The organism is Synechocystis sp. PCC 6714 (assembly GCF_000478825.2).
Classification (GTDB): Bacteria; Cyanobacteriota; Cyanobacteriia; order Cyanobacteriales; family Microcystaceae; genus Synechocystis.
The window spans coordinates 3,278,565-3,299,566 of record NZ_CP007542.1; the positions used below are offsets into that span (position 1 = coordinate 3,278,565).

Genomic DNA, 21,002 nt, shown 5'->3' on the forward strand with positions numbered 1-21,002 from the left:
TAATTAATTTTCATGCGCTTACTGCATTATTGCTAGCTTATTTTGCATATGATTGCAGTCGGTGCCATTGCTGTTGCACCAGTCCGTCATCAATCAACTGTTCTGCTTTAGCGATCGCCGTTTCCAGGTTTTCCAAATCAGTATGTTGCCAGAGATAAAAAGCACTGTTCCAAATCAGGGCTGGGCGTAGGGGGGTTTGTTCTCCGGCCAGGGTTGCTTTAGCCAAAGTTGAATAATCAGTCAAATTGGTCCAAACCGGATTTTTGCCCCCCAAACCAAAATCGGCAGCGTGGAGCCGTAGGCGAGTTAAAGCATTGTCCCCTTGGGTTAAATCGTATAAACCAATAATGGCCGTGCGTTCCTGGGGTAAATCACAGCTTCCCTCCAAACCTTTCACTGTGGTAAATGCACTAACTCCCCGTAGGGTCAGGGCCTCGGTAATCATGTTTTCCGTGGGGGGATGAACAAACCCTGCCACCACATGGTGTTTACCGGCATAGGGACTCCAAATTAACTCCAAGGTAGCAATGGGAGGACGTTTCCCGATTTCCCGCCGGTAGCTGACCAATGCCTCTGCCTGGGGAAAATGTTTCGCTAAATAGACAAAGGCAAGATTGGTTTTTTCTAAAATTGCTTGAATTTCCCCTAAAGATGGCGATCGCCAATTAACTCCCAAACCCTGCCAGATTTCCATTAGGGGAATACCTTCTTTGGTGGGCATTCTATCCCCGCCATGTTGCAAAACCGGACAGCCCGCCGCCGCCAACAGTAACGCCGTCAGGGGACTAAGGGGACAGGTGCGATCCCGCCCATCGTAGGGCTGGCTGAGCATCAACACCGATTTTCCCGAATTCAAAGTCGGTACCTTTGGACCCCATTGGTCAAACGCATCCAACATTCCTGCCAACTCAGTGCCCGTAGGTCTTTTAATGCGGTGGGCAATTAAAAACGCACCAATCTGGGCCGGGGTTGCTTCCTTGGTTAACATCAACTCCATAGCCCGAGCCGATTCTTCCCTGGTCAAATTTTTGCTGGTATGGGGACCACTGCCCACTTTTCTCAACAGATCACGAAATTCCTTGCTCATAATGACGGAAAAATGGGCTATCCCAGGAATACATAGCAAAGATTTCTTATAGCTCTTTAGCCAGGGCATAAAGGTGATTTTTGCTACCAATTAATTTTCCAATGCTGGGAGGCCAACGGGCGCGAAAAAACAGAGTATTTACGTACAATGGAAATGGACAGAGTTAAGCCTCAACTCCTCTGTAATATTGCTCTTTTTCAACTCGCCCATGGCCCTAAAACTTTATTTCCTGCGCCACGGACAAACCGCCTACAGTGCCACTGGCGGATATTGCGGCACCCCAGAGAATGATCCTGGGCTAACCCCAGACGGAGTTTTAATGGCTAAGGAATTCGCCGAAGCCTATGCCCATTACCATTGGCAAGCAGTGTATGTTAGCCCCTTGCAAAGGGCCCGCCAAACGGCCCAACCCCTGTGTGAGCGTCTGGGCATAAAAATGGAAATCCGCCCCGGCCTGCGGGAAGTTGCCTATGGGGAATGGGAGGGACTCCATCCCACAGAAGTCTATCAACGGGACCATGACCTTTATATGCAATGGCTGACCGATCCCGCCTGGAACTCTCCCCCCGGTGGTGAAAGGGGCATCGACATCGCCCGCCGGGGCACCAGGGTGTTGGAGGAAATAGAGGACCGTTTTGAGGACGGCAACGTCTTACTGGTTTCCCACAAGGCTACCATCCGAATTTTGCTCTGCTGTCTGATGGGCATTGACGTGGGCCGTTATCGGGACCGTTTTGCCATGCCCGTAACTGGACTAAGTGTGGTGGAGTTATCCTCCCGGGGCCCCCTATTTCATTCCATCGCTGAACGTTCTCACCTCAGCCCCTATTTACGCAGTTTGCCCAGCACCTAAAGACGGGTAATGCTGACGGGCACCCGGCCTTTGCGGGGGTTAGCAATTTGTTGGAAAGCAGAGCGACTGAGATCGATGGAGCAGTTACAACGGTCACTCACCGTCACCACCACTGATTTACCAGTGCGTCGATTGGTTACCCTGACTCGGGTACCGAGGGGAAGGCTGGGATGGGCCGCCACCATGCGACCATGGTTATAGACCTGGCCGTTGGCCATCTTCCGCCCCACAAATTGGTTTCCGTAGAAGGTGGCCGATTGGGCCTGCACCGGCAAGGGCAATATGAGGGGAATTAGTAGGCTAGCAAACAAAAAGCGCAAATCAATCAACCTCTTTAGCTTGAAACAACAATTCGAGGTTAACAGTGTAGCTTACGAAACTTTCTTGGTCAAATTAATTGCCCCCATCAAGCAAATTTTGGGAACCTAGCGCCGAGGAAAACGTCTCTTTTGCAAAAAATCGGGGATGTCCAATTCCGGAGCCATGGGAATCTCTCCCAGGGGATCTTCGGAAGCGGCGGCTGATTCCACCATTTCCACTCCGGCCGGGGGACCACTGAGCACCGTCCTATTGGTGGCCTTTGCTTGGGGTTTCTCTTTTTCACCGTTGAAGCCCGTGGCAATAACCGTAATTCTCATTTCCCCTTGTAGGCGATCGTCAATCACTGCCCCAAAGATGATATTGGCGTCAGGGTCCACCACTTCATAGATAATTTCAGCGGCTACGTTGACTTCATGCAGGGTTAAATCGGTGCCCCCGGTAACGTTGAAGACAACTCCCTTAGCTCCTTGGATAGATGATTCCAACAGCGGAGAAGAAATGGCCGCAGTGGCTGCTTCCTTGGCCCGGGATTTCCCGGAACCCACACCAATCCCCATCAAAGCTGATCCGGCATCGGCCATCACCGCCCGCACATCGGCAAAGTCCACGTTTACCAAACCGGGGATAATAATAATGTCGGAAATGCCCTGTACCCCTTGACGGAGAATATCGTCGGCAACCCGAAAAGCTTCTTGGAGCGGAGTTTCCGCCGGAATAACCGATAGCAGTTGGTTATTGGGGATAACAATTAGGGTATCCACCCGGGATTGCAGAGCACTAATGCCTTCCTCCGCTTGTTTAGCCCGACGTCGACCTTCAAAAGTGAAGGGACGGGTGACAATGCCCACTGTCAAACAGCCCATTTCCTTGGCCACTTCTGCCACAATGGGAGCCGCCCCAGTGCCAGTGCCTCCCCCCATACCAGCGGTGATGAAAACTAAATCTGTCCCCTCTAAGGAGCGGGCAATTTCATCCCGGGATTCCTCCGCCGCTTTTTGACCGATCGCCGGATTACCGCCGGCCCCTAAACCCCTGGTGAGTTTTTGACCAATTTGGATTCTATCTGGGGCTGTTGTATTGGTTAACGCCTGGGAATCTGTATTAATGGCCCAAAAATCAATGCCCGTCACCCCACTGGCAATCATACGGTTGACAGCGTTGCAACCGCCTCCCCCAACACCGATGACTTTGATTTTGGCAATGTTACTAGGCACAATCTGATCCCTTTTTAGGTTTGGACTAGGGCTGGCAAAAGTGGGCGCCTCCACCACAGCCTCCAACGGGTCATTATCAACGATGGAGGACGAAAATAAATCATCTAACCCCTCCGTTCCGTCATTGAGATCACTACCGGTAAAACCTATGCTGTTTAGGGGTAAATCATTATTGAGCGTCATTGCAGGGGGGAAGTATTAGGGGATCAAAATGGGGAAGTCGTAAAGCAAAAGAGTAACAACAGGGAGAACAAAGCTTCTGGGAGAGAAGGGTATTGAGGCCCTTTGGTGACGAAAGAGATTCCCTCCCCCAAGCGCAAATCCCAGCGGTCTATCGTCCCTACACTAGGCATATTGAGCAAATTTGTCAATGTGAATGCAAGCTTTTTTACCCTACCCATGGCGAATCCATGAAAGTGGAGGGTAAGAATATTAAGGTTTGCTGACGGTTACCTTTTCCTCAGCAACTTGGGGGCGTAGTCGAATGCTGGGACTGTCGGCATTGGTGAGGTCAATAAACAGTAAACGTTCTTTGGGTACCCGACTGGGCAAATTCTGCATTTTTTCCAACACTTGCAGTTTCCGTTCAAATTGGGAGAGGTCGGAACCAAGAAAAACCAAACCCAAATCCGTTGTCAAACTAATGTTAGTAGGATTATTGCCATTAATAATGCGGATGTTGACGGGGGATTGTTGGATTCGGACCTGGTGGGTTTGCCAAAAGCTACGGTATTGGGAGCCATAGCCCAGAAATTGCGGAGTTTGGGGCAGGGCATTCCGTACCTGCTGACTATAAAGGGTGGCTGGAATGTAGTTACCATTTCCGTCTAAATAGCCTAAACCTTGGTCCGCCACGGCGATCGCCACTGGTTGTCGTTCCTGCACCGCCACATTTACTTGGGCTGGCAATAATTGTCGGGTCACTTCCACTTTCAACAGGGCTGGATTTTTGGCCAGTTCATCCCCCAAAGCTTGGGTGGAGAGTTGCCAAATTGCCTGGGGATATTCCAAGTCTAAATCTTCGTATAACGTTTCCCTAGAAACTAATTTATTGCCCAAAAACTCCACTTGGCGATTGGAGCGAATAGACCATTCCGGCCAACTCATCATCCACACCATGCCCCCCGTCAAACCGCAGACACAGACAAATTGCCAGCAGGAGCGTAGGCGCTTCCAACGCCTCTGCCACATCAGTTGTTCCCGGCGATCTTTCAGGGAGTCAGACACAACTAAATCCGTCATGGGAGTTCAATAACCATCATCTCTGAAATGTTATAACCTAGGAATCAAGGACTCTAAGCACCGCCCTAGGGTTTATTTTCTTAATCAATCTTCACCAACTGTCCGGTAAATCCCATGTTTAAACAAAAACGCAGTCTGATTTTGGGAACTACAGCTCTGTTATTAACAACGGTGGCGGTGACTGGGGTTGGGTTGCGACTTGCCCGCTCCCAGGGCTACTTACAGGATAATCCCAAGGAGTTGGTGGACGAAGTTTGGCAGATTGTCAACCGCACCTATGTAGATGGTACTTTCAACGGTGAGGATTGGGTAGCGGTTCGTCAGGACTATCTCAAGCGGGATTACAGCAACCAGGAAGAAGCCTACGCTGCCATCCGGGAAATGCTGGAGAAGTTGAATGACCCCTACACCCGCTTCATGTCCCCTGATGAATTTCAATCTATGCGTATTGATACCTCTGGGGAACTAACTGGGGTGGGCATTCAAATCACCCAAGACCAAGATACGAAGAAGATCGTTGTGGTGGCCCCCATTGAAGATACCCCCGCCTACAATGCTGGCATCCTTTCCAAAGATGTAATCACTAAAATTGACGGCAAATCCACCGATGGTATGGAAGTGGATGACGCAGTGAAGTTGATTCGGGGTAAGCCAGGCACCGATGTAGTGCTCACCATTGAGCGGGAAGGCCAGGCGATCGAATATCCTTTGACTCGGACTTTAATTGAAATCCATCCGGTGCGGGCCCAAGTCGAAGATATTAACGGGGCCAGGGTTGGTTATATCCGTCTAAATCAGTTCAGTGCCCAGGCTTCGGAAGAAATGCGCCAAGCAGTGCAGAAGTTAGAAAAAGAGAATGTGGTGGGCTACATTTTTGATCTCCGCTCTAACCCCGGTGGCCTACTTTATTCCAGTGTGGATATTGCCCGTATTTGGTTGGATGAAGGGGGCATTGTTTCCACCGTCGATCGCCGGGGAGAAGTGGAGCAACAAAGTGCGAACAAACGGCAGTTGAGTAACCGTCCCCTGGTGGTGTTGGTGGATGGTGGTTCCGCCAGTGCCAGTGAAATTGTTTCTGGAGCTTTACAGGATAATCAACGGGCGGTCATTGTGGGCACTAAAACCTTTGGTAAGGGATTAGTACAATCAGTGCGGGAACTGGGGGATGGTTCGGGGATGGCGGTGACGATCGCCAAATATCTGACCCCCAATGGTCGGGACATTAATAAACATGGCATTGACCCCGATGTGGAAGTGGAGCTCACCGACGCTCAGCGGAAGGAACTACAGCAAAATCGGGAAAAAGTAGGCACCCTTGAAGACCCCCAATTTGCCAAAGCCTATGAAGTGCTGATGCAACAGGTGAACAAAACCGCTTCCAAGTAGGTTCAACAACAAGCCCGTGAACTTCCATTTGGCAAAAGTCTATGGTCCAAACTCCCCTGCCTTCCCTTGATTTTCCTGATTTATATCCGGAATCTGACGGTAAACCCATGGCCGACAATACCCTGCAGTACCACTGGATTGTTCGTTTAGTGACTAATCTCAAACACCTATTTCAGGGAAAAGCAGTCTTTGTGGCTGGAGATTTACTCTGGTATCCCGAACAGGTGACAGCTCCCCCCGCTCCCTGTCAGGCTCCCGATGCCATGGTAATTATGGGACGACCTGATGGGGAACGACGCAGTTATAAGCAATGGGAGGAGGACAATATTGCCCCCCAAGTGGTGTTTGAAATTCTTTCTGAGAGCAACAGTGCTAGGGAAATGCTCCACAAACAAATGTTTTATCGGCGGTATGGAGTGTTGGAAATGTTCTTCTACGATCCAGAATCCCACGACTTTTGGGGTCAAGTGCGTTCCCATGCAGATGCAGAATTTGAAACTATTATCCCCCTCAACTTTCCCTGGACTTCGCCAATCTTAGGAGTTCGCTTTGAAATGTTTGCCGATGGCTTGAAACTATTTTTTCCCAATGGAGAGCCATTTAAAGATCCGGAAACCCTTTTTGAGGAAAGGGATAGAGCTCAACAAGCACTGGATCAAGCGGAGCAAGAACGGGACCGGGCCTTTGCCAAATTGCGGGAATTGGGCATTGATCCCTCTACGCTGTGAGGGAATAATTAACCAGTGTTTAAACCCTGATTGTTTCGTGGTTAGTCAAACAGGCCGTGGAGAAGATTGAGGATTTTAGTTCGACTTTCTCCAGATTACCTAGATTTTTTCAGCCCAACGTAATTTGGCGGAGCGGGCCCGGGGATTTTCCCTTTGTTCTTCTTCCCCGGCAATAATGGGCTTTTTCGTTAGCACCCGCAGATTGTCCGCTTCCCGAAAACGATGTTTGACAATGCGGTCTTCCAAGCTGTGGAAACTTATGATGCCTAACTTGCCACCGGTTTTTAACCATTTAGGGGCCTGGGCAATGAATTTTTCTAGGGAACCTAATTCATCGTTCACTGCAATGCGTAAACCTTGGAAAGTTCTGGTGGCAGGGTGGATGCGGCCATGGCGATATTTCCCCGGCACCCAACAGGCGATCGCCTCGGCCAAATCTGTGGTGGTTTGAAAGGGACGTTGTTCGACAATTTGGCGAGCAATGCGGCGGGAAAGCCGTTCTTCGCCGTATTCATAAAAAATGCGGGCTAAATCTTTTTCTGACCAGTGGTTAATAATTTCAGCGGCGGTGAGCTCTTGGCTCTGGTCCATCCGCATATCCAAGGGAGCAGTGTGGCGAAAGCTAAAGCCCCGATCGCCTTGGTCAAGCTGGGGAGAACTAACACCCAAATCCGCCATAATGCCGTCAAATTGCTCCGGCTGACCGGGAAAATCAGCAAAGTTACCATGCCAGGTATTAATGATTATTCCCCGATTGTTGGTAACTAGCGGTTCTACGCGTTGCATTGCGGCGGCGATCGCCTGGGCATCCCGGTCGATCATAGTGAGAGAAAGGGGAATACCTAATTTCAGCAATCTTTCGCTGTGGCCCCCAGCTCCCACGGTGGCATCAAGGTAATGGCCGCCAGGCTTTGACTCCAATCCCTCCACCAAGGCCGTGGGCAAAACGCTAATGTGATGAAAGTCTGCCATCGCTGTTTGTTCTAAGTTCGTTCCTTCCATGGATTTGGCTCCCATCTACGTCCCCACAAGATCCCGCTTTCCCAGGGTACCAGCCCCCACGGAACTTATCCCCGGCAAAGTAATTCAAACAGAAAATGCAAACCATCAGGATTTTGTCATCCTATTCACCCGAAAGCGACTAGGCGCATGGTTATTAGCTCACGTCCCTTAAGCGGCTTGAACGGTGTTCTGAGTCGACTTTTTATTGCCAATACTCTCGCCTTCCTCGGTTTATTTGGGGGAATGGTGCCGGAGGTGAGTTGGCACCCCACGGCCCTTGTCTTTCGCTGGTCGGCCTATTCCCAGGAATTTTCCCCCGAGAGCATCAATCACTATGCTAAAGCGGTGTTAGCCATTGAAGTAGAACGGAAAAAAGCATTTGAGGAAATTCAAACCCTCATTGGCCGGGTTCCCCCCCAACTTACCTGCACCAATCGGGACAGTATCCGCAAGTTACCCCGCAACGCCCAGGCGATCGCCGTTAATTTTTGCAATCGTTCCAAACAAATTGCCGAAGAAAGTGGCCTAAAACCAGGGGAATTTAATCGCATTACCGAAGCCGCCAGGAACAATGCTAACCTCAAAACCCAAATCCAGCGGGCCATCATTAATTTACGCCGCTAGTACTCGATAAATTTTCACCCAAACCCCTGATTTAAAATTCTTTGAACCTCTATGGTGATTTTTGATCATCGCCTAGAAACAACCTCTGAAACTGCGACTTGGCAATTACCCCTCACCGCTGAGGAACGTTCCCGCACCCGTTATCGTTTTGATAAACCTGGCTTTCCGTCCCTATTTATCCAATTGCCCAGGGGAACTTTTTTATGCCCAGGGGATTACCTGGGCTCTCCCACAGGGGAAACCCTAGCTATCCTTGCCGCAGAAGAATCCTTGTTCCACGTCACCAGTGGCGATCGCCTAACCCTGTTGCAAGCCGCCTACCATTTGGGCAATCGCCATGTGCCATTGGAAATCAACTTGGATTATTTGCGATTGGCACCGGATCCAGTCCTAGGGGAGATGCTCCGGGGTCTAGGGCTAACGGTGACGGAAATAACTGCACCTTTTTTTCCAGAACGGGGGGCATTCCACAGCCATTAGGATGGTTTTTTGCCCTTAAATAGACATTCCTAGCAACTTTGCCCAAGAAAATCAAGCCATTCGCTACAATGTTTCAATCAGAAAAATGAGTTTAACGCCCCGTCCTTTAGGGCGGCTTTGCATTAACATTGAAATACCAAGCACGAAAACCAAGTGTTTGGTATCGCACCTCGAAAACTAGGCTTAGGGGGTTCTTGCCAGAAAGGCTTGGTAAGGTAAAAAGTCTAAGCACCAAGTACCAAAAGCATTTTGCTGAAACCGTACCGTGGGACACACGGGATCGGGCCTCTGAAATGGGGCGAAAGTCTGTGGACTCTGTGTAAGGCAGTACATGGTTTTTGACTGTGGTATGCGGCGGTGAATGAAGCAGAAACTTAAATCGTGAGGTTTAGGAATTCCCTGGCTTTGGCCGGGGGAGGATGTCAAGAAGTAAAGTAAACTGACTGGCAACAACTTTGCGTTGGCCGTTCCCGACTCTGTTCCCAATGCTTTCTGTAACGTAATTAATCAAAATTAATCAAACCCCAATCCTCCCAATCTCAGTTTTAACTCCCCTCTGACCACGGCGATCGCCAAACCAAAATGACAATTGATAACATCCGTCTTAGAAACGAATTTATTAACACCGAAGTTATTACCCGCAGTAGTGGTAAAAAACTTGGGGTAGTCAAAGAAGTGCTAGTCGATGTCGATCAGCGAGAAATTGTCGCCCTGGGACTAAGGGACAACTTTTTATCTTTAACGGGGATGCCCCAATACCTTTATCTCAACAGCATTGTCCAAACTGGGGATGTGGTACTGGTGGAAAACGACGATGTGTTTGAACTCGTGGAAGTGGACCTCTATTCTCCCCTGGTTAATAGTGAAGTGGTTACGGAGACAGGGGAGCCCCTAGGCCGGGTAAGGGATTTTCAATTTGACCTCGCCACTGGCAAAGTTTCCTCTATTATCATTGCTTCCCTGGGATTACCCCAAATTCCCGAACAGTTAATTAGCACCTATGAGCTTTCCATTGACGAAGTGGTAAGCAGTGGCCCCAACCGTTTGATCGTGTTTGAAGGGGCAGAGGAAAGATTAAATCAACTTAGTGTGGGCTTACTGGAGCGTCTTGGTATTGGTCGTCCCTCCTGGGAACGTGTGGAGGAAGACTTATATTATCCCCCCACTACCCGCCCCGAAAATCAGCTAGGCAGTGGCATTCCTGTCCGTCCACCGGTGCAAGTACGTCAACCGGAACCAGTGTTGGAAGAGCGCTGGCATGAAGATGATTGGCAAGATACTCGCCCTGCGCCGCCCCCCCGTCGGGAAGTGGCCCCCTTACGCTACCCAGAGCCGGAATATGAAGATGATTATGAAGTGGATAATTGGGGGGAAGCGTCTTCCCGTTCTTCCGCCCCAGAGCCGGAATACGACTATGAAGATGAAGTGGCTGGTGATGTGTGGGATGACGATGAAGCCCCCAGCCCCTACAATCCTCCCCGGGTGAATATTCCCGAAACCCGTCGGGAAAAAATGCCTGAGTATTACGAAGAATAGCCCCAATTTCTAGCAACAAATCAGGGCTCATACTCCTTGGGGGAAACGCTCCCACAGGTTGGTACATTGCCTTAGGCTTTGGTGGTGGCCATGGCCTAGGATGAGATGGTCCAATACCGGGATTTGTAAGTATTGAGCTCCCTGGAGCAGCAATTCGGTCAGCTGGATATCTTCCGGACTAGGGTCTAGTCCACCGGAGGGATGGTTATGGGCCACAATTAACCGGGTAGCCCCTTGTTTGATCACTTCCCGAAAAATTTCCCTGGGATGGATTAGGGTTTCCGTGGCCGTACCAATGGTAATTACCTTAGTGGCCAACAAACGATTTTTCACATCCAACATGGCAATGGCAAAATGCTCTTGGATCTGCCACATTAAGTCTTGCCCCAGGGCGATCGCCGCCGCTTCGGGACTATCAAGCACCATTTTTTCCAGGGGACGACTTTGGAAGACTCGTTTGCCCAATTCCACTGCTGCTAAAACTGTTGTGGCCTTAGCGGGACCAATGCCGGGAAAGGCAATCAATTCCTGGGGATGGATATTACGCAACACATCCATGGGGTCCTGACGATTCTGTCCTAACTGTTGCAAAATATATTGCCCCAAACCCACCGCCGACAGCTTTCCTTTACCCTGGCCCGTAGCTAATAGAATGGCGATCAACTCTGCATTGCCAAGATGTTTAGCTCCGTATTTCAGTAACTTTTCCCTAGGTCGTTCATCTTCCGGTAGGTCGGCAATTCTCAGGCTATAGGTCATGGTTTTCCTTTACCTTGAAACCACATTGGGGACAATGGCGATCTTCAACGCCCAGGGGATAGCCACAGCCTTCGCAAAGGTCATGGGAACCCACAGCTAATCCTTCCTGCACCGCCACCCGTTCATCAAACACAAAACATTCCCCCTGCCACAAACTTTCCTCCGGGGTGATCGTTTCTAGGTAATGCAAAATTCCTCCCTGGAGATGATAAACCTCAGTAAATCCTTCCTCCAATAGGTAAGCCGTCGCCTTTTCACAGCGGATACCCCCGGTGCAAAACATGGCTACTTTTTTATCCTTTTGCCCTTCCAGATTATTTTTCACGTAGTCGGGAAACTGCCGAAATCTCTTCGTCCGGGGATTAATTGCCCCTTGAAATGTGCCGATCGCCACTTCGTAATCATTGCGGGTATCGATCACCATCACATCGGGGTCCTGGAGCAATTGATTCCACTGCTGGGGCAGCACATAGGTTCCCACTTGTTTTTCCGGGGTTATCTGGGGCCGGCCCAGGCTGACAATTTCCAGTTTAATTTTCACCTTCATCCGCTGGAAGGGCATAATTTCTGCCCAAGAGTGCCGTTGGGGCAACGTTGCCAACCCCAAATCCCCTGCAATGGTCTTCACCAGTTTCTCAATATCGTTGGATTCTCCGGCGATCGTGGCATTGACTCCTTCCTCTGCCAACAGAATAGTTCCCTTCAGTCCCAGGCGATCGCAGAACTCCTGCCAACGGCTTTGCTTTTCCTGCAAATCATCGAGTCGGGTGAAGTGGTAAAAAGTTGTTACCTGGTGAGCCATAGGAAAGCAGAAAAATCCTTGCTTGTTGTGAACTTCTATGGCTATAATAGCTGAGGTTTGTTGCCAAACGGCGTAACCTGCGCCAACCCAAGGGGGTTTAGCTCAGTTGGTAGAGCGCCTGCTTTGCAAGCAGGATGTCAGCGGTTCGAGTCCGCTAATCTCCATTTTCATCGACACTAATGGCTGTGATGGGCAGATTTAAACCCCTCAGTAATTCTTGGTAAGCCTGCCACTCCCAAAATGGTTCCGGCTCTTGGCGGTGCACTGCCACAATTTCTTGACTCAGGCGCAATACTAATTCACGCTCTTCTTGTTTAGGAATTTCTTCGCTCAAATTGGCAAAGTCCACCTCAACTCCTTGTAACAGATAATCCTGCAACTCCTGCCGCAAATGTTGGGGATCGGATCCTGTGTTCTCAAATACTCGGCTGAGGTTATCCAAAATAATGGCCATTTCCGTTTCCGAAATTTTGCCATCAGCGGCGGCCACGGCGGCCACAGTGCGAAGAATTTTAAGTTGCTGCGGCGAAAGGCTAGGAGTTTCCCCTAGGTAGACTTCGATGACCTTGGGATCATTCTGAATTTGATCCATATTGCCTTCACATAACACTGAACCCTGATGGAGCACTGTTACCTTGCGGGCAATTTGGCGCACAAACTCCATATCATGTTCAATCACAATAATGGAATGGCTTTCCGCCAAGGCTAACAGTAAATCCCCCACATTTTCTGTTTCCTCATCGGTTAACCCTGCCACCGGCTCGTCCACTAGCAATAAAGTGGGGGACTGGGCCACTAGCATGCCAATTTCTAAACGTTGTTTTTCTCCGTGGGAAAGTAGGGCTGCAGCTAGATGGGCTTTGGGAGTTAGGCCGATGGTTTCCAACAACCCCCCTACACTCCTTCTTTCGGCACCGGTTGGTTGTCCCATCAAAGTACCCCAAACGGATTTTTTTCGATTTACCGCTAGGTCTAAATTTTCGGCCACCGTCAGATTGAGGTAGACCCTGGGGGTCTGAAATTTACGCCCCACCCCCAGACGGGCAATGCGATATTCCGGAATTTTGCGAATGTCCTTGCCCTGGAATAAGACCCGGCCTTCCGTCGGTTGGACTTTGCCAGTGATTACATCTAAAAAAGTGGTTTTCCCTGCGCCATTGGGGCCAATAATTACCCGTAATTCCCCCGGATTCATGGAAAAAGTTAGGTGGTTAAGGGCCCGGAAGCCATCAAAGCTTACCGTCAGGTCTTGAATCTCTAAAATTTTGCTGCTCATGGGCAATGGGTAAAACCTAGGGTTTGGGCCAGGGCAAAACTGGGGTTAATATTCTCGTCTGTCAATTCAAACAAGGGACGGGGCCAAAAACTGTTTACCAGGAACGAAATTTTTGCTGTCTCCATAATCTTGTCTACATCCATCACCATCATCTATCCAAATTCTTGCTAGGCAGGAATGGCGATAACATCATTATCTTTCTGGAGGTGTTTGCAGCATTTCGTCTCCGGAGCCATTGTTATCTAGATTTCCTTCTGCCGTATTATCGGTGGTCGAATTTTGTTCATTGGATCTGAAATTAACCTGTTGCCAATCCTCTGGCGATCGCCGAGTTAATTCTTCTAAGGAGCGGGGCACTAAACTAATCCGTTGGTTTTCTGGGGGAATATCTAGGTTTTCCACCGGATCGATTAAGGCGTAGAGGTAATTTCCTTGAAAATCTGGGTTGCCCAGTTTAAGGCGGTGGGTTTTACCGTTAACCAATTGAATCATTAATTCTGTAGCCACAGATTCAAGGCCGTATTCCGCTAGCTGCGCAGTGGCAACTTCAAAGTCCCGGTTATTCTGACTGCCAAGGATAACACTCAACAAAAAATCTACCCCTGGGCCACTTACGGGCACTGGTTCCGGATTATCCATCAACCAGGCAGAGTCACCACTACTATCTTTGCCTTGCCGATAGAGTCTGACAGTTGTTGGGGTCGGTTCAAACTGAGTAATGGTGACGGATTGCACCAAATCAGCACTGAAATCAAAATGGCGGTTTGCAGAGGGACTTTGGACAGCGGTCGTTTCATCTTCAGGATTGCGACCTATTTCCCAGGCCATCACCCCCAACCCCAAGGCCAAAGCCACCGCCCAAAGTAGCCAAGTTACCCGCTTCAGTTTCAGGGTCATGGGTTAATGCCTAAGGAGCACCGGGCTCGGGGGCGATCGCCGGGTTGGCCTGTTGCTGTTGCATTTCCATGAGCCGTTGCTGTTGGAGTTGCTTGAACTGATCCGCCGCTTTGTTAATATTTCTTTGGGTATCCTCGGCAAAATCGGCCCCATTGCGACTGCGACTCAAATTAGCATTGTGAATCAACGACATGGGATCGAACCCCCCCCCCAAACCCTGCTTACTGGGATCAACGTTGTTGGAAACAAAGGGATCTTCCCCAGGGGTAGTGCCAGTGGATTGGCCCTGAACTGGGGCCAAGCTGAATAGGCCGGTGGCGAGGGCACTGAGGGCTAAACAGCGGGTTATTTGGGCTGTCTTCATGGTCATCAGGCTCCAAGTGTTTAATTGGTCTAAAACTTTACAACTCAATGTCGCCGGGGTGTGGAAGTTGGGCTAATGTTCTCAACAGCCAAAATCACAAAAAGCGACGTTTAAGCAAAGGTTGAATTAATAACAATACTAAACCATCAAACAGAACTAGTGCCCCCAGAACCTGGGCAAAATTCAAACTGAACCAAGGAGCATTTAAGACCGCACTCCCTAAACTCCAGTCACCATTGAGGTAAATGTAACGGATTGGTTCGATGGCATAGGTCAAAGGGTTCAAGCTAGCCACCACCTGTAACCAATGGGCCATAAAGTCCAAAGGAGCAAGGGCTGTACTGGCGAAGAGTAAAGGCAAATTGGTGACAAAAATGACCGCAATTAGCTCAATGTGCCCCGGCAAAGCAAAGGCTAAACCCAAGCTCAGGGCCGTTACCCCCAACACAATTAGAAAAACGATTAGGGCAATCATCCCCAAACCAAAGCCATTGGGTAAACCTGCCCCCAGCAGAGCACTGGCCCCCACAATCACCGCTGCTTGGATCAAACTTAAGCTGATGATATACACCGTGGAAGCCGCCACAATGGAGTAACGGGAAGCCAATGGAGCCACCAATAAACGGTTTAAAAAACCAAATTCCCGGTCAAACATCACCGGCAAGCCAGCATTCAGTGCTCCGGAAAAGGCAGTGAAGACAATGATCCCGGGCGCTAAAAACTGGGCATAGTTAAGGTCATTACCGAATAGACCCTGGGGTGCATTGATGAATAAAGCTCCAAATAAAACTAACCACATAAATGGTTGGATGATGCCAGCTACCAAAGTCGTGGGCCGCCGTTGCAGTTGAATAAATAAACGTTTAGTTAGGGCACTGGTTTCCTGGAAAAACTCCCCCAGTAGGCTAGGGGGATTAGGAGGGGCGGCTTGGGGCGCTAGGAGGGAAATAATTTTGGGTGGGGTAAGGGTTTGACTCATAAAAATTTGGGTTTGACGACAGTTGAATTAACTTGGTACAAACTGGGGCACGATCCGCTTTTGGATAGATTTTAGGAAAAATTTCCTGATATATCTTTCAGGGTAATGGCGATCGCCATTGACAAAGTCCCATGGAGGTTTGGGATAAATCGGAATTAACCCGTTTTCATGGCTTGTTTTTTTTCTGCTTTTAGATCCCGTTGGGCGGCGGCGGCCAGTTCTGCGTCCATCAGGGTTTTGCCCGTGGCGGCGAGGTACACATCATCTAAACTGGGGCGGGATTGGGCCAGGCTAAAAATCGGCAAGCCATTGTCCAGTAAAGCTTTTTCAATCTGACTGAGGGGATTGCTCTGGGGCGTTACCACCAGGTTAAGGGAATTACCCTGGGCTTGGTTGACAATTATCTCCTGAACGAAGGGGAGAGAACGCAAAATTCGGTCGGCTTTTGCCGCTTCCTGATCTTCAGTAAATTCCCGAATTCTCAGGGTTACCCGGTCTCCCCCAACCCGGTCTTTGAGTTCCGTCGGAGTGCCCGCCGCAATTACTATGCCCTGGTCAATAATCGCTAGGCGATCGGCCAAAGCATCAATTTCCTCCAGGTAATGGCTAGTGATGACCACAGTGGTGCCCGCCTCCCTCAGTTGCCGTAAAAATTCCCAGAGGATAAAGCGACTTTCGACGTCCAGCCCCACGGAAGGTTCATCCAATACCAACACCGCCGGTTGATGCAGTAAGCCCGCTGCTAAGTCTAAACGTTTGCGTAGCCCCCCCGAATAAGTTCCTGTTTTCTGATCTGCATAGGTCGCTAAACCGAGAATATCCAACAGTTGATCAATGCGTTTTTGACTATTAGTGCTATCAAGGTGGTAGAGGGAAGCTTGCAATTGCAACAATTCTCGACCTGTTAAGATCTTATCTATGGCTACTTCCTGGGCTACATAACCTAAACGACGGCGGGCCTGGCGGGGATCAGTTAATACGTTTACGCCATCGACCCAAAGTTCTCCTTTGTCCGGTTGGGCTAAGGTACATAGACAGCGGATAGTGGTGGTCTTCCCTGCGCCGTTGGGGCCCAGTAGTGCAAATATTTCTCCCTTAGGCACTGTAAAGGAAATATCTTTCACCGCAGGGATAGCACCGTAATTTTTTTGGAGTTGTTTGACTTGAACAGCAAAGCCCATAAGCTAACTCCTTCCTGTTTAATCTGCAATCTTTCTTAACATTATCCCCGATGTGGTCGGTTTTGCCTTCCCGCTTTGAACTTTGATGAGTACCTTGCTTGGAATTCTTGCTATTTTATCGGCGGCGGCGGCGGCGGGGATGCGTATTGCTCTACCACTATTGATCGTTGGTCTGATCCAAGGTCAGCTTTGGTCGGAAGTCCCCCTGCTCTGGCGAGTTAACCCCCAAGTGGTGGTGGCGGTGTTGACTAGTTGGTCCTTATTTGAACTGTTTGGCTCAAAAAAACTCTTGGGCCAGAGGGTATTGCAAATTGTGCAACTATTTTTCACTCCCCTGGTGGGGGCCATGATGGCCATAACGGTGGCCAAATTATTGACCGCAGAACTGGAGGTAGATTTTAAATTTCCCCCCCTCTGGGCTGTGGCGGCGATCGGTGCCCTGTTTGCCCTCGTCATACGCCTAGTGGCGATCGGTTGGTTTTTTCGTTTGCGGGGCCTACCCTTTTGGGTAACGGTTCTAGAGGATTTATTTTCCGTTGCCTTGGTACTCTTTGCCCTTAAGGCCCCAAAAAATGGGGGATTAATTGCTATTTTGCTTTTGTGGATTGCGGTGCGTAGTTCCACTGCCTGGAGAACTTGGTTTTTAGAAAACCGTGGCTCGGCAAAAGCACCAAAGTCAAAAAATCGTCAGCAATGAGTTTTGGCAAGTTTAAAACCTAATACCCAACGGTCAAGCCTTAACATTTTCCAGCATTAGCTTAGAGCGCTTAACAGCATCGGGCACTGTGATGGGGTATTGTCCATTGAAACAGGCGGAGCAAAAATGGGTTACGTTTTCGCCGGTACATAACAGCATTCCCTCTTGGGAAAGGTAAGCCAGGGAATCCACCTCGATCTGCTCAGCAATTTCCGCTATGGTTAGTCGGGCTGCAATCAACTGCTCTTGATTGTCCGTATCAATGCCGTAGAAACAGGGATGGGTAACCGGCGGTGAAGAAATACGCATATGTACTTCTGTGGCCCCAGCTTCCCGTAAAGCCCGAACAATTTTGCGACTGGTGGTACCCCGCACAATGGAATCATCGACAATGATGATCCGTTTACCCGTCAGTACGTCCCGGAGGGGATTGAGTTTCATGCGAATGCCGTGTTCTCGCATATGTTGGGTGGGTTGGATAAAGGTGCGACCCACGTAACGGTTTTTTATCAATCCCTCTGCATAGGGAATACCCGAAGCTTGGGAAAAACCGATCGCCGCTGGAATGCCCGAATCGGGTACCCCCATAACCAAGTCAGCATCAACGGCGGATTCTTTGGCTAAGTGCTTACCGATACGCATACGGTAGGTGTAGAGACTTTCATCGTTAACCACGCTGTCTGGACGGGAGAAATAAATCATCTCGAAGACACAGAGTTTACGCTCAGCACTTTCTGCCAATGGATGGGAAACCAAACCTGATTCGGTGATGTGCACCAATTCCCCTGCCTCCACTGTCCGCACATAGGTAGCGCCGATAATGTCTAGGGCGCAGGTTTCCGATGCCAACACGTAGCGGGGAATTTCTTCTTCTAATACTCCAATTACTAGAGGGCGAATGCCATGGGGGTCCCTTACGCCGATGATTCCTTCCGGTGTGCCAATAACTAGACTATAGGCTCCGGCACAAAGAGTCAGGGCCGCAATGGTGGCCTCTACCCAATCCTTACCCCCATCCACTTCGTTGGCGATCGCCACAGCAATCATTTCTGAGTCGGTGGTGGTAACAAAATCTCCACAGCCTCTTTCTATCAAAGCTTCCCTTAACTGATTTGTGTTGACCAGATTGCCATTGTGGGCCAAGGCTAGGGGTCCTAAACGGGTGGGAAGTACGGCCGGCTGGGCATTGACCCGATGGCTAGAACCGGTGGTGGAATAACGGGTGTGGCCCACAGCCAGACCACCCACCATTTCATTCAGCGTAGATTCCTGGAAAACCTGGGAAACTAGCCCCATATCCTTATGGCAATGAACCGTTTTGCCCGCAAAAGTGGCAATTCCCGCAGACTCCTGACCCCGGTGTTGTAGAGCGTAAAGCCCAAAATAGGTCAACTTAGCCACCGCCTCTTCGGGAGCATAGATGCCAAATACCCCGCAGGCTTCTTCTGGCTTATCGGCATGGTGCTCAGACAAAGGTTGACCATCGGTCAACTCAGTCAACTCATTGGAGAGAGGAAACATGGCGGCAATCTTCCTGGATCGGAGTGGGGAAAAACTGTGACAGAGACTAAGATCCTAGACTATGGGAATTGGGGGATTCCCGCCAGACAGTCAAAGGCAATCACCGATGGGGTTGACTTTCTTAATCAATCGTTAACTCATACTAGCAAAGAAGCAGTGTCTAGATTGCAGTCTAGTTGTCAGGGGGCGGGGGAATGTATAGATTAGACTGTAAGAATAAATTTTTAGGAATTTTTGAGATTATGGAAAGTGTTGCCTACATTCTGGTGCTGACCATGGCCCTGGCGGTTCTCTTCTTTGCGATCGCCTTCCGGGAACCCCCCCGCATTGAGAAATAGATTGGCCGGAGGACCGCGGGTCAAGCTCGAAAGGAATTCAGTTTGGGTCGGGCTCCTCCCTTAAAAATTCAGTTTCTATTTTTAGTTTCAACTGTGGGCTAGCTTGACTTTGACGCAGCATCATTGTATGCGTTAGGTTGGGCTAAGCTCATTTTTTTGTAGCCACCATGCAATGTCCTCACTGTCAGCACCACAATAGTCGAGTTCTCGAATCCCGTTCTAGCGAAGGTGGCCAGAGTATCCGCCGGCGGCGGGAATGTTTAGAGTGTAAGCACCGTTTCACCACCTACGAGCGCTTGGAGTTACTGCCCGTCACTGTCATTAAGCAGGATGGAGAACGTCAGGCCTTTGATCGTTCCAAATTGTTGCAGGGAATGGTGCGGGCCTGTGAAAAAACCGATATTAACTTCCAACGCCTGGAACATATTGTCGAAGAGATTGAAGCCAATTTACAACAACAGCCCAAGCGGGAAATTCACAGTGAGGCGATCGGACAGATGGTCTTGCAATACCTGCGCCAAGAAAGTGAAGTGGCATATATCCGCTTTGCCTCTGTGTACGGACGCTTCCAAGGAATTGCTGATTTTGTCGATACCCTGGAGCAACTGCAACGGGAACAACATTCTGGGCGCCAATATCTCACCATATCCTAAACAACGATTGATCAGAGGAAACTCAGAGGAAATGGGGTTAAACCGGTTTTTATTTCTAGCCAAATAAATCGCTTAAATCATTGCAAATTTGCGATTGATAAGTTTACATAATTGCAATTAAAACTATTTTAAAAAGTTTCCCAAGCCTTGCTCCCAGCCTGGATTACGTAAAAAATCAACCGTTTAGAAGCGTTTTTATACCTAGGAATTAGATTGAGTGAACTAAAAATCTCTGTTAACCTGGAGTCAGTTTCAAGGGAAAACTCAATGGTTACACTAGACAAAACTGCGACAAAAATTACCAAATTAAACTCCCAAGCAATTCCTATAATTCAAGCGGTATTAGAACAGGATGCAATGGTGTTGCTAGGATTAGCTACCACCTATGTGTTGGTGGTCAATGGTGCTAGTCCAAAGGCGGTGGCTAGGCTAAGGGATTTCAAACAATTCGACAAAGATCAACCCCTAGGCATTCTCACTAGAAGCGATCGGGCCATGGATGTGGCTAGGATTTCCCCCTCTGCAAAAAAACTGATGGGCCTTTTTCCTTTGCCCATCACCCTAATTGTTGAAGCCCTCCCCCACTTAGACCGGGGCATTACCCAGGGTTTCCGTAATCTTTTTATCGCCTGTCCCGATGCCTTTGTGTACGATTTGGTGGGGAGTGTGCCTTTCCCTTTGGTGTGTGCAACGGCCAAGGTAGGGGGAGAGCCGGTAACTAGCTTTGCAGCAGCTAGCCATTATTTTGAGGGACAAGTGCCTCTGATTGGTGATGGTGGTCGATGCCGTTACGCTCGGCGAGGAACTCTGATCGACTGCACTTTGCCGTTGCCGACCATTATGAACTTTGGCCCCATTTCCTTTGATGATCTACGGCCCCTCATACCAGAAATTATTCTGCCTTCCCATTTAATGAAATAATTTTTCCTTGCGCTGCTGGCGTGTCTGGGGTTCGGTGAATGGGTCAGACGCTTTTGTGGGACGTGAAATATTTTACCGAGAATCGCCCCGAATCCTTTGGCCTTAGCCATGGAAAATATGTTAGGACCCTAGTTTAGATAG

23 protein-coding genes and 1 tRNA gene are annotated in these 21,002 nt (G+C 49.4%); 11 read left to right on the plus strand and 13 right to left on the minus strand.

What is annotated here, in order from left to right:
- Window positions 1–37 precede the first annotated feature (37 nt).
- The gene (locus tag D082_RS14900) at window positions 38–1,087 is read right to left on the minus strand and encodes an anthranilate phosphoribosyltransferase family protein (protein ID WP_028948328.1); all 1,050 of its coding nucleotides are present in this window, start codon (window positions 1,085–1,087) and stop codon (window positions 38–40) included.
- A gap of 208 nt (window positions 1,088–1,295) precedes the next feature.
- Between D082_RS14900 and D082_RS14905 the strand changes: the two genes are divergently transcribed.
- Window positions 1,296–1,940 carry a histidine phosphatase family protein gene (locus D082_RS14905; protein WP_028948327.1) on the plus strand — a complete coding sequence of 215 codons (645 nt, stop codon included), beginning with the start codon at window positions 1,296–1,298 and terminating at the stop codon, window positions 1,938–1,940.
- Here the strand turns inward: D082_RS14905 and D082_RS14910 are convergent.
- The 3 genes from D082_RS14910 to D082_RS14920 form a co-directional block, all read right to left on the minus strand.
- Complete coding sequence (locus D082_RS14910; RefSeq protein ID WP_028948326.1) at window positions 1,937–2,209, minus strand: septal ring lytic transglycosylase RlpA family protein; 273 nt, start codon at window positions 2,207–2,209, stop codon at window positions 1,937–1,939. The two genes, D082_RS14905 and D082_RS14910, sit on opposite strands and share 4 nt — an antisense overlap.
- Window positions 2,210–2,365: 156 nt before the next feature.
- Window positions 2,366–3,658, minus strand: coding sequence for a cell division protein FtsZ (ftsZ, locus tag D082_RS14915; protein WP_028948325.1), 1,293 nt, complete (start codon window positions 3,656–3,658; stop codon window positions 2,366–2,368).
- A 249-nt stretch (window positions 3,659–3,907) separates the two neighbouring features.
- Window positions 3,908–4,702, minus strand: a complete 795-nt coding sequence (locus D082_RS14920) for a cell division protein FtsQ/DivIB (protein WP_238546750.1) — start codon at window positions 4,700–4,702, stop codon at window positions 3,908–3,910.
- A gap of 129 nt (window positions 4,703–4,831) precedes the next feature.
- Between D082_RS14920 and ctpC the strand changes: the two genes are divergently transcribed.
- Both ctpC and D082_RS14930 read left to right on the plus strand, forming a co-directional pair.
- Window positions 4,832–6,103: a carboxyl-terminal processing protease CtpC gene (gene ctpC, locus D082_RS14925; RefSeq protein ID WP_028948323.1), complete on the plus strand. Its 1,272-nt coding sequence runs from the start codon at window positions 4,832–4,834 to the stop codon at window positions 6,101–6,103.
- Window positions 6,104–6,144: 41 nt separating this feature from the next.
- The gene (locus D082_RS14930; RefSeq protein ID WP_028948322.1) at window positions 6,145–6,831 is read left to right on the plus strand and encodes a Uma2 family endonuclease; all 687 of its coding nucleotides are present in this window, start codon (window positions 6,145–6,147) and stop codon (window positions 6,829–6,831) included.
- A 99-nt stretch (window positions 6,832–6,930) separates the two neighbouring features.
- On the opposite strand, the gene rsmH is transcribed toward D082_RS14930, so the two are convergent.
- Entirely contained in the window at window positions 6,931–7,833 is a 903-nt protein-coding gene (gene rsmH / locus D082_RS14935) for a 16S rRNA (cytosine(1402)-N(4))-methyltransferase RsmH (RefSeq protein WP_051738951.1), read from the minus strand.
- Window positions 7,834–7,980: 147 nt separating this feature from the next.
- On the opposite strand from rsmH, the gene D082_RS14940 reads away from it, so the two are divergent.
- The 3 genes from D082_RS14940 to D082_RS14950 all read left to right on the plus strand — a co-directional run bounded on the left by D082_RS14940 (window position 7,981) and on the right by D082_RS14950 (window position 10,473).
- The gene (locus D082_RS14940; RefSeq protein WP_028948320.1) at window positions 7,981–8,457 is read left to right on the plus strand and encodes a DUF4168 domain-containing protein; all 477 of its coding nucleotides are present in this window, start codon (window positions 7,981–7,983) and stop codon (window positions 8,455–8,457) included.
- 51 nt (window positions 8,458–8,508) lie between these two features.
- Window positions 8,509–8,937 carry an urease accessory protein UreE gene (gene ureE, locus D082_RS14945; RefSeq protein ID WP_028948319.1) on the plus strand — a complete coding sequence of 143 codons (429 nt, stop codon included), beginning with the start codon at window positions 8,509–8,511 and terminating at the stop codon, window positions 8,935–8,937.
- A gap of 582 nt (window positions 8,938–9,519) precedes the next feature.
- The gene (locus D082_RS14950) at window positions 9,520–10,473 is read left to right on the plus strand and encodes a PRC-barrel domain-containing protein (RefSeq protein ID WP_028948318.1); all 954 of its coding nucleotides are present in this window, start codon (window positions 9,520–9,522) and stop codon (window positions 10,471–10,473) included.
- A gap of 27 nt (window positions 10,474–10,500) precedes the next feature.
- On the opposite strand, the gene radC is transcribed toward D082_RS14950, so the two are convergent.
- Window positions 10,501–11,232: a DNA repair protein RadC gene (gene radC, locus D082_RS14955; protein ID WP_028948317.1), complete on the minus strand. Its 732-nt coding sequence runs from the start codon at window positions 11,230–11,232 to the stop codon at window positions 10,501–10,503.
- The gene (locus D082_RS14960) at window positions 11,222–12,034 is read right to left on the minus strand and encodes a rhodanese-related sulfurtransferase (protein WP_038531100.1); all 813 of its coding nucleotides are present in this window, start codon (window positions 12,032–12,034) and stop codon (window positions 11,222–11,224) included. The genes radC and D082_RS14960 overlap by 11 nt, the downstream gene beginning before the upstream one ends.
- Before the next feature lie 91 nt (window positions 12,035–12,125).
- On the opposite strand from D082_RS14960, the gene D082_RS14965 reads away from it, so the two are divergent.
- A tRNA-Ala gene (locus D082_RS14965) sits at window positions 12,126–12,198 on the plus strand.
- On the opposite strand, the gene urtD is transcribed toward D082_RS14965, so the two are convergent.
- From urtD to D082_RS14985, 5 genes are all read right to left on the minus strand, one after another.
- A complete protein-coding gene (gene urtD / locus D082_RS17875) occupies window positions 12,189–13,310 on the minus strand; it encodes an urea ABC transporter ATP-binding protein UrtD (RefSeq protein WP_028948316.1) in 1,122 nt (373 codons plus the stop codon). The two genes, D082_RS14965 and urtD, sit on opposite strands and share 10 nt — an antisense overlap.
- A 192-nt stretch (window positions 13,311–13,502) precedes the next feature.
- The gene (locus D082_RS14970; RefSeq protein ID WP_238546751.1) at window positions 13,503–14,207 is read right to left on the minus strand and encodes a DUF4340 domain-containing protein; all 705 of its coding nucleotides are present in this window, start codon (window positions 14,205–14,207) and stop codon (window positions 13,503–13,505) included.
- 10 nt (window positions 14,208–14,217) lie between these two features.
- Window positions 14,218–14,571, minus strand: a complete 354-nt coding sequence (locus D082_RS14975) for a hypothetical protein (protein WP_238546752.1) — start codon at window positions 14,569–14,571, stop codon at window positions 14,218–14,220.
- A 94-nt stretch (window positions 14,572–14,665) separates the two neighbouring features.
- On the minus strand, window positions 14,666–15,550 hold the full coding sequence (locus D082_RS14980; RefSeq protein WP_028948314.1) for an ABC transporter permease: 885 nt from the start codon (window positions 15,548–15,550) through the stop codon (window positions 14,666–14,668).
- A 155-nt stretch (window positions 15,551–15,705) separates the two neighbouring features.
- The gene (locus D082_RS14985; protein WP_028948313.1) at window positions 15,706–16,731 is read right to left on the minus strand and encodes an ABC transporter ATP-binding protein; all 1,026 of its coding nucleotides are present in this window, start codon (window positions 16,729–16,731) and stop codon (window positions 15,706–15,708) included.
- An 85-nt stretch (window positions 16,732–16,816) separates the two neighbouring features.
- On the opposite strand from D082_RS14985, the gene D082_RS14990 reads away from it, so the two are divergent.
- Window positions 16,817–17,428 (plus strand): DUF4126 domain-containing protein, encoded by a 612-nt coding sequence (locus tag D082_RS14990; protein ID WP_028948312.1) that lies wholly within the window; start codon window positions 16,817–16,819, stop codon window positions 17,426–17,428.
- Window positions 17,429–17,461: 33 nt separating this feature from the next.
- Here D082_RS14990 and purF read toward each other — a convergent pair whose 3' ends face one another.
- Complete coding sequence (gene purF / locus D082_RS14995) at window positions 17,462–18,949, minus strand: amidophosphoribosyltransferase (protein WP_028948311.1); 1,488 nt, start codon at window positions 18,947–18,949, stop codon at window positions 17,462–17,464.
- 242 nt (window positions 18,950–19,191) lie between these two features.
- Here purF and D082_RS15000 point away from each other — a divergent pair, with 242 nt between their 5' ends.
- The 3 genes from D082_RS15000 (at window position 19,192) to D082_RS15010 (ending at window position 20,861) form a co-directional block, all read left to right on the plus strand.
- Window positions 19,192–19,287 (plus strand): photosystem II reaction center protein T, encoded by a 96-nt coding sequence (locus D082_RS15000; protein WP_010873362.1) that lies wholly within the window; start codon window positions 19,192–19,194, stop codon window positions 19,285–19,287.
- 167 nt (window positions 19,288–19,454) lie between these two features.
- Window positions 19,455–19,940, plus strand: a complete 486-nt coding sequence (gene nrdR, locus D082_RS15005; protein WP_028948310.1) for a transcriptional regulator NrdR — start codon at window positions 19,455–19,457, stop codon at window positions 19,938–19,940.
- A 267-nt stretch (window positions 19,941–20,207) separates the two neighbouring features.
- Entirely contained in the window at window positions 20,208–20,861 is a 654-nt protein-coding gene (locus D082_RS15010) for an L-threonylcarbamoyladenylate synthase (RefSeq protein WP_028948309.1), read from the plus strand.
- The last annotated feature ends 141 nt before the right edge of the window (window positions 20,862–21,002 follow it).

Excerpts from the sequence above, each read along its gene's own strand:
- D082_RS14900 (WP_028948328.1), bottom strand. The coding sequence starts at position 1,087 with ATGAGCAAGGAATTTCGTGATCTGTTGAGAAAAGTGGGCAGTGGTCCC.
- D082_RS14905 (WP_028948327.1), top strand. The coding sequence starts at position 1,296 with ATGGCCCTAAAACTTTATTTCCTGCGCCACGGACAAACCGCCTACAGT.
- ftsZ (WP_028948325.1), bottom strand. The coding sequence starts at position 3,658 with ATGACGCTCAATAATGATTTACCCCTAAACAGCATAGGTTTTACCGGT.
- ctpC (WP_028948323.1), top strand. The coding sequence starts at position 4,832 with ATGTTTAAACAAAAACGCAGTCTGATTTTGGGAACTACAGCTCTGTTA.
- D082_RS14930 (WP_028948322.1), top strand. The coding sequence starts at position 6,145 with ATGGTCCAAACTCCCCTGCCTTCCCTTGATTTTCCTGATTTATATCCG.
- rsmH (WP_051738951.1), bottom strand. The coding sequence starts at position 7,833 with ATGGAAGGAACGAACTTAGAACAAACAGCGATGGCAGACTTTCATCAC.
- D082_RS14940 (WP_028948320.1), top strand. The coding sequence starts at position 7,981 with ATGGTTATTAGCTCACGTCCCTTAAGCGGCTTGAACGGTGTTCTGAGT.
- ureE (WP_028948319.1), top strand. The coding sequence starts at position 8,509 with ATGGTGATTTTTGATCATCGCCTAGAAACAACCTCTGAAACTGCGACT.
- D082_RS14950 (WP_028948318.1), top strand. The coding sequence starts at position 9,520 with ATGACAATTGATAACATCCGTCTTAGAAACGAATTTATTAACACCGAA.
- radC (WP_028948317.1), bottom strand. The coding sequence starts at position 11,232 with ATGACCTATAGCCTGAGAATTGCCGACCTACCGGAAGATGAACGACCT.
- D082_RS14960 (WP_038531100.1), bottom strand. The coding sequence starts at position 12,034 with ATGGCTCACCAGGTAACAACTTTTTACCACTTCACCCGACTCGATGAT.
- urtD (WP_028948316.1), bottom strand. The coding sequence starts at position 13,310 with ATGAGCAGCAAAATTTTAGAGATTCAAGACCTGACGGTAAGCTTTGAT.
- D082_RS14970 (WP_238546751.1), bottom strand. The coding sequence starts at position 14,207 with ATGACCCTGAAACTGAAGCGGGTAACTTGGCTACTTTGGGCGGTGGCT.
- D082_RS14975 (WP_238546752.1), bottom strand. The coding sequence starts at position 14,571 with ATGAAGACAGCCCAAATAACCCGCTGTTTAGCCCTCAGTGCCCTCGCC.
- D082_RS14980 (WP_028948314.1), bottom strand. The coding sequence starts at position 15,550 with ATGAGTCAAACCCTTACCCCACCCAAAATTATTTCCCTCCTAGCGCCC.
- D082_RS14985 (WP_028948313.1), bottom strand. The coding sequence starts at position 16,731 with ATGGGCTTTGCTGTTCAAGTCAAACAACTCCAAAAAAATTACGGTGCT.
- D082_RS14990 (WP_028948312.1), top strand. The coding sequence starts at position 16,817 with ATGAGTACCTTGCTTGGAATTCTTGCTATTTTATCGGCGGCGGCGGCG.
- purF (WP_028948311.1), bottom strand. The coding sequence starts at position 18,949 with ATGTTTCCTCTCTCCAATGAGTTGACTGAGTTGACCGATGGTCAACCT.
- D082_RS15000 (WP_010873362.1), top strand. The coding sequence starts at position 19,192 with ATGGAAAGTGTTGCCTACATTCTGGTGCTGACCATGGCCCTGGCGGTT.
- nrdR (WP_028948310.1), top strand. The coding sequence starts at position 19,455 with ATGCAATGTCCTCACTGTCAGCACCACAATAGTCGAGTTCTCGAATCC.
- D082_RS15010 (WP_028948309.1), top strand. The coding sequence starts at position 20,208 with ATGGTTACACTAGACAAAACTGCGACAAAAATTACCAAATTAAACTCC.